Here is a 5,487-nt window from a genome sequence, read left to right on the forward strand (position 1 = left end):
TGCCTCTATTATCACCACAACTTTTCGGGCTATTTCTGCTCCCAGTTGTGACAACTTTATTCTAGGAGGACGACCATGAAGATACTGCTTCTCGGTTCCGGAGCCAGGGAACATGCACTGGCGGCGGCCCTGCGGGCGAGCCCTCTCACGGAGGCGCTTCACTGCGCGCCCGGCAACGCGGGTATCGCCTCTCTCGCAACCCTTCACGGCGTGGACATCACGGATGCCGAGGGGGTCACGGCCCTCGCGGAGGCACTTTCCGCCGACCTCGTCGTCATCGGCCCCGAGGCACCCCTCGTGGCGGGGGTGGCGGACGCCCTCCGGAAAAAGGGATTCGCCGTCTTCGGCCCCGGAGCGGCGGGGGCGCGCCTCGAAGGAAGCAAGGTCTTCGCCAAGCGCTTCATGGAGCGCCACGGCATTCCCACGGCCCCCTTCGCGGTCTGCACCACCCTCGACGAGGCGGAAAAGGCCCTCGCGGCACGCCGGGCCCCCTTCGTCGTCAAGGCGGACGGCCTCGCCGCAGGCAAAGGTGCGTTTCTCCCCGATTCGGCGGGAGAGGCCGAGCGGATCTGCCGGGCGCTTCTCGAAGAGCGCGTCCTCGGCGACGCGGGAGCGCAGATCGTGGTGGAGGACTATTTGCCGGGATGGGAGGTCACGGTCCTCGCCGTGACGGACGGCAAAACGGTCCGTATCCTCCCGCTCAGCCAGGACCACAAGCGCGCCTGCGACGGAGACCGGGGACCGAACACAGGGGGCATGGGCGCCTACACGCCGGTCCCCCAGGCGACGCCGGCCCTGCTGGAGAAAATCCGGACCCAGGTCCTCGAACCCACGGTGAAGGGCCTCGCCGAGGAGGGCATTTCCTTCTGCGGCGTCCTCTACGCGGGCATCATGGTCGTGCAGGGAAACCCCCTGCTCCTGGAGTACAACGTGCGCTTCGGCGACCCCGAGGCACAGGTGGTGCTTCCCGCGCTTCGAGTGGACTGGGCGGAGGTCTTCGCCGCCTGTTGCCGGGGCGAGCTGCACCGCGTCGCCTGGCCCGGTGAACAGAAGGCCGCCGTGGGGGTCGTCCTCGCCTCGGGGGGCTACCCCGACACTTACACGAAGGGCTATCCCATCTCGGGGATCGACGTGGCGGAACGGGAGGGAACCACGGTCTTTCACGCCGGGACGGCCTTCGGCAACGGAGCCGTCGAGACCGCGGGAGGACGGGTGCTCACCGTGGTGGGCGTGGCGGAGTCGCTCCGCGAGGCCCGGCGACGCGCCTATGCGGGGGTGGAGAAGATTTCCTTCAAGGATGTCCATTTCCGCCGGGATATCGCCTCCAAAGCGCTTTCCGCACCTCTCGTCGGCATCGTCCTGGGTTCCGCCTCGGACGCCCCTCTCGCGAAGGAGATTGCTAAGACCTTTGACGAGCTGCACATCGACTACGAGATCACCGTCGCCTCCGCCCACCGGACTCCCGACGCCGTCGCCGCCTATGCACGAAACGCCGCTTTCCGGGGCTTGAAGGCGATCATCGCCGTGGCGGGACTTTCCGCAGCGTTGCCGGGAGTGCTCGCGGCCCACACCGTGCTTCCCGTGGTGGGGGTCCCCGTCGCGTCGGGAACCCTCGGTGGCATGGATGCACTGCTTGCCGTGGCCCAGATGCCTCCGGGCGTCCCCGTGGCCTCCATGGGCATCAACGGCGGACGCAACGCGGCGCTCTTCACCGCGAGAATCCTGGCATTGCAGGACCGCGACACCGCGGCACGCCTCGACGCATGGATCGCCGAGGCGGCACGGGGAGTCGCCCTCTCCCGGGAGAAGCTCGCGCCCCTGCCGCCGGCGCCGGAGACGGCCTTTTCGGACGGAGAGGACGCGTAGGCAGTGTCCGTACACCGCCCCTGGCGCATGTGGTCCGCCGTCCTTCGGGAGACCTACGGCGCCAGGGTGCACAAGATCTCCCTCGATCTCGGAGCCGGCTGTCCCCATCGGGAGGGGCTGGAACGAAAGGGATGCATCTTCTGTGATGCCCGGGGCGGCGGAAGCGGCGCCGCCCTCGCGGGGATCTCCCTGGCGGAGCAGGTCCGCAAAGGGGCCGAGGTCTGTCTGCGCCGCTTCGGTGCCACCATGGCGATTCTCTACTTTCAGAGCTATTCCGCCACGTTCCTTCCCCTGGAGGAGCTGTGCCGCCGCCTGGAGGAGGCCATGACGGAGGCGTCCCGGGCCGTCACCGTGGTGGGCATCGCCGTAGGAACCCGCCCCGACCTCGTTCCTGAGAGGGTGCTCGACCTTCTGGCCTCTCTGGCGGAACGCCCCGTCCTCGGCAAAAACGCCATCCGGGGAAGCGCGGAAGGAATCTGCCCTTCCTTCCCGGAAACACTTCAGATCTGGCTCGAACTGGGAGTCCAGACCACCGACCCCGCAGGACTCGCCTGGCTCAACCGGGGGCACGACCTGAATGCCGTCGAAGACGCCTTTTCCCGCTCACGGCAAAAGGGACTGCATCTCTGCGCCCACCTCATCGCGGGTATCCCCGGCGAGGCGCCGGACCAGCTCGAACGCTCCGCCCGTCTCGTGACCGGTCTCGGCGCGGAGGCCGTCAAATTCCATCCGCTGCACGTCCTCCGAGACACCGAACTGGAGCGGCTCCACCGGGAAGGCGCCTTCGTCCCCCTCTCTCTTGACGCGTATTGCCGACGCCTCACCAGCGCCCTTTTCGCCCTTCCCGAGGGAACCATCGTCCAGCGCCTCACCGCCGATGCCCGCCCTCCCAGTCTCATCGCCCCGGAATGGATCGCCCGCAAGAACGATGTCCTCGCCCGGTTGGAGGACATGTTCGCCCGGAGAACGCCGTAGCCCTCAATGGGATTTGCGCAATTTCTTCCTTCGTGATACTTCTTTCGTGATGCTTCTTGTCCGGAAAGGAGGCCCCGTCGGCTCGGAACTCCCGAGGCCGCTTCTTTTTCAAGACCTGTGACGCTCCTGATGTTCCGGCACAGGTTTCGGCCCGGCGGCATATCGGCGCTTTCTTCCGCCGAAGGAAGCACACGCTTGCAGAGGGAGGGAACGAAAGATGACCATCAAGGTATTCGTATCCGGCGCATCGGGCAACGTGGGGCGCAGCCTCGTCCGTGCTCTGGCGGTCTCGGAGGATCTGCGGCTCGCGGGGGGATGGTGCCGCGAAGAGGGAAAGGACCTGGGCACGCTGGCGGGCATCGAGCCCCTGGGCATCGCCGCGTCGGGAGATCTCGCAAAGGGACTGGAGACGGCGAAGCCCGACCTCGTCATCGACTTCACCTCCGCGGCGATTCTCATGGAAAATCTGACGTGCTACGCCGAGCGGGGGCTTGTCGTGGTGGTAGGCACCACGGGACTCGACGACGAGAACATGGCCCGGGTGGAACGCCTCGTCGCGGAGAAACAACTCCGCTGGGCGGTGATCCCCAACTTCGGCCTCGGCATCAACCTGATTCTGGACTTCCTCGAAAAGGCCCGGAAGTTCTACCCCTACGTGACCATCCTGGACCGCCATCCGGCGACCATGGCCAACGCCCCGAGCGGCACGGCGGCCATGCTGGCGAAACACGCCGCCGCCACGGGATCCCTGGGAGAGGTTCAAAGCCGCGAGGTCTTCAAGAGCGTGCTCGGCGGAAACATCGACGGCGTGCCCGTCCACTCCGAACGCCTTCCCGTTCCGGGAGGTCATTCGGAACACGAGATCACTCTCGCCCGCAAGGACGAGATCATCCGCATCGAGGTCCGGGACTTCTCGAGCGACGTCTACGTGGACGGCGTCTTTCTCGTGGCGCGCACGCTCCCGACCATGCCCCCGGGAACACTGCTCCGCAGTCTGCGCGAAGTGAGCTGACCGAACACATCGCCCACGAAGGAAGGGTCTGCCGGAGCATCTCTTCTCCTGAACATTCCGGAAACCCCCGCGAAGCGGAAAACACGAAGCGGAAAACGCGAAGCAGAAAACGCGAAGCGGAAAACGCGAAGCGGAAAACGCGAAGACGCCCCCGAGGCGAAATCCCGGGGGCGTCTTCGTTCAGTTCCGAAGGTGACTGCGAAGAGCGCTCTGTCCGTCCCTTCCGAATCCGGGCCTTCTTCGGTTCTCCGGCGCCTGGAACCCCGATTTCTTCGGAAGCTCTTTCGAAGCGGGAAACCTGTGCCGTTCGGACCCCCAAAATGCCGGAGACGTCTCCGGAGATGCCTCCAGAGATGTCTCCGACGCTTTTTTCGGCAGGGAGGACGGAAGAGCGACGCCTACTTGCCTCCCACGGCGTTGTTCAGGGGAACGGTCTCCTCGGCGGAGACCTTCATCCCCGGGAGCAGCTGCAGCGCGCCGAGATCGGCGGGATGCTCCTGCCGCCAGGTCACCACGGGCAATCCCCAGATCTTGATGAAGCCCACCGCGGCGTCGTGGTCGAAGGCATCTCCCTCGGAATAGGTGGCGAGATCTTCCTTGTAGAGAGCGTTCGGCGACTTGACTCCCACCACCACGGCCTGCCCCTTGTAGAGACGCAGCCGCACGACGCCGTTCACGTACTGGTTCACGTGGTCGAAGAAGACGTCCAGGGCTTCCTTGTAGGGGGAGAACCAGTTCGCCTCGTAGGTCATCTTGGCATACTGCTGTTCCATGGCAACCTTCCCCTGAAGCACGTCCTTCGAGAGCGTCAGCGTTTCGAGAGCCTTGTGGGCGGAGATCAGGACATGGGCGCCGGGGCACTCGTACACTTCACGGCTCTTGAAGCCCACGAGGCGGTCCTCAAGCATATCGATCCGTCCCACGCCGTAATCACCGGCGATCTTGTTGAGCTTCTTGATCAGGGTGGGGCCGTCGAGCGCTTCTCCGTCCAGGGCCACGGGAATTCCCTTCTCGAAGGTCACCTCGAGATACAGGGGCGTGTCCGGAGTCTCCCAGGGATCCTTGGTGAGAGTGAAGGCATCGGAGGGCGGCTCGTTCCAGGGGTTCTCGAGAATGCCGCACTCGATGGAACGACCCCAGAGGTTCTCGTCGATGCTGTACACGCCGGATCCCTCGGCGGGAACGGGAATGCCATGCTCCGCCGCGTAGGCGATCTCCGCGTCCCGGGAGAAATGCCAGTCCCGGACGGGGGCGATGACCTTCAGGTCAGGATGGTTCGCCTTGGCGCACACCTCGAAGCGGACCTGGTCCTGTCCCTTTCCGGTGCAGCCGTGAGCGACCGCGACGGCGTTCTCTTCCTTGGCGATCCAGGCCAGATACTTGGCGATGAGAGGACGGGACAGCGCGGAGTTGAGGGGATAGGTCCCCTGGTACATGGCGTTCGCCTTCAGGGCGGGCCAGACGAAATCGGAGACGAACTCCGAGGTGAGATCCATCACGTAGGCGTTGCACGCGCCGGTCTTGAGGGCCTTGTCCTTTGCAACCTCAAGGTTCACGCTCTGGCCGACGTCCGCCGTGAAGGTCACCACATCGTATCCCTGGTCCTTGAGCCACGCGATCGCCACGGAGGTATC

Annotated in this window: 4 protein-coding genes; 3 read left to right on the forward strand and 1 reads right to left on the reverse strand. The window is 65.4% G+C overall.

Annotated features, from left to right (window positions below):
- Positions 1 to 75: 75 nt before the first annotated feature.
- The 3 genes from purD (at position 76) to dapB (ending at position 3,853) form a co-directional block, all read left to right on the forward strand.
- Complete coding sequence (gene purD / locus Q1K49_RS04145; RefSeq protein ID WP_366146036.1) at positions 76 to 1,866, forward strand: phosphoribosylamine--glycine ligase; 1,791 nt, start codon at positions 76 to 78, stop codon at positions 1,864 to 1,866.
- 3 nt (positions 1,867 to 1,869) lie between these two features.
- On the forward strand, positions 1,870 to 2,841 hold the full coding sequence (locus tag Q1K49_RS04155; RefSeq protein WP_300523123.1) for a radical SAM protein: 972 nt from the start codon (positions 1,870 to 1,872) through the stop codon (positions 2,839 to 2,841).
- Positions 2,842 to 3,058: 217 nt separating this feature from the next.
- Positions 3,059 to 3,853 carry a 4-hydroxy-tetrahydrodipicolinate reductase gene (dapB, locus tag Q1K49_RS04160; RefSeq protein WP_300523126.1) on the forward strand — a complete coding sequence of 265 codons (795 nt, stop codon included), beginning with the start codon at positions 3,059 to 3,061 and terminating at the stop codon, positions 3,851 to 3,853.
- A gap of 398 nt (positions 3,854 to 4,251) precedes the next feature.
- Here dapB and Q1K49_RS04165 read toward each other — a convergent pair.
- The coding region (locus Q1K49_RS04165) for an argininosuccinate synthase (RefSeq protein WP_300523128.1) at positions 4,252 to 5,487 on the reverse strand (1,236 nt) is incomplete at its 5' end.

The sequence above is a fragment of the Aminiphilus sp. genome (assembly GCF_029975095.1).
In the GTDB taxonomy this organism is placed as follows: Bacteria; Synergistota; Synergistia; order Synergistales; family Aminiphilaceae; genus Aminiphilus.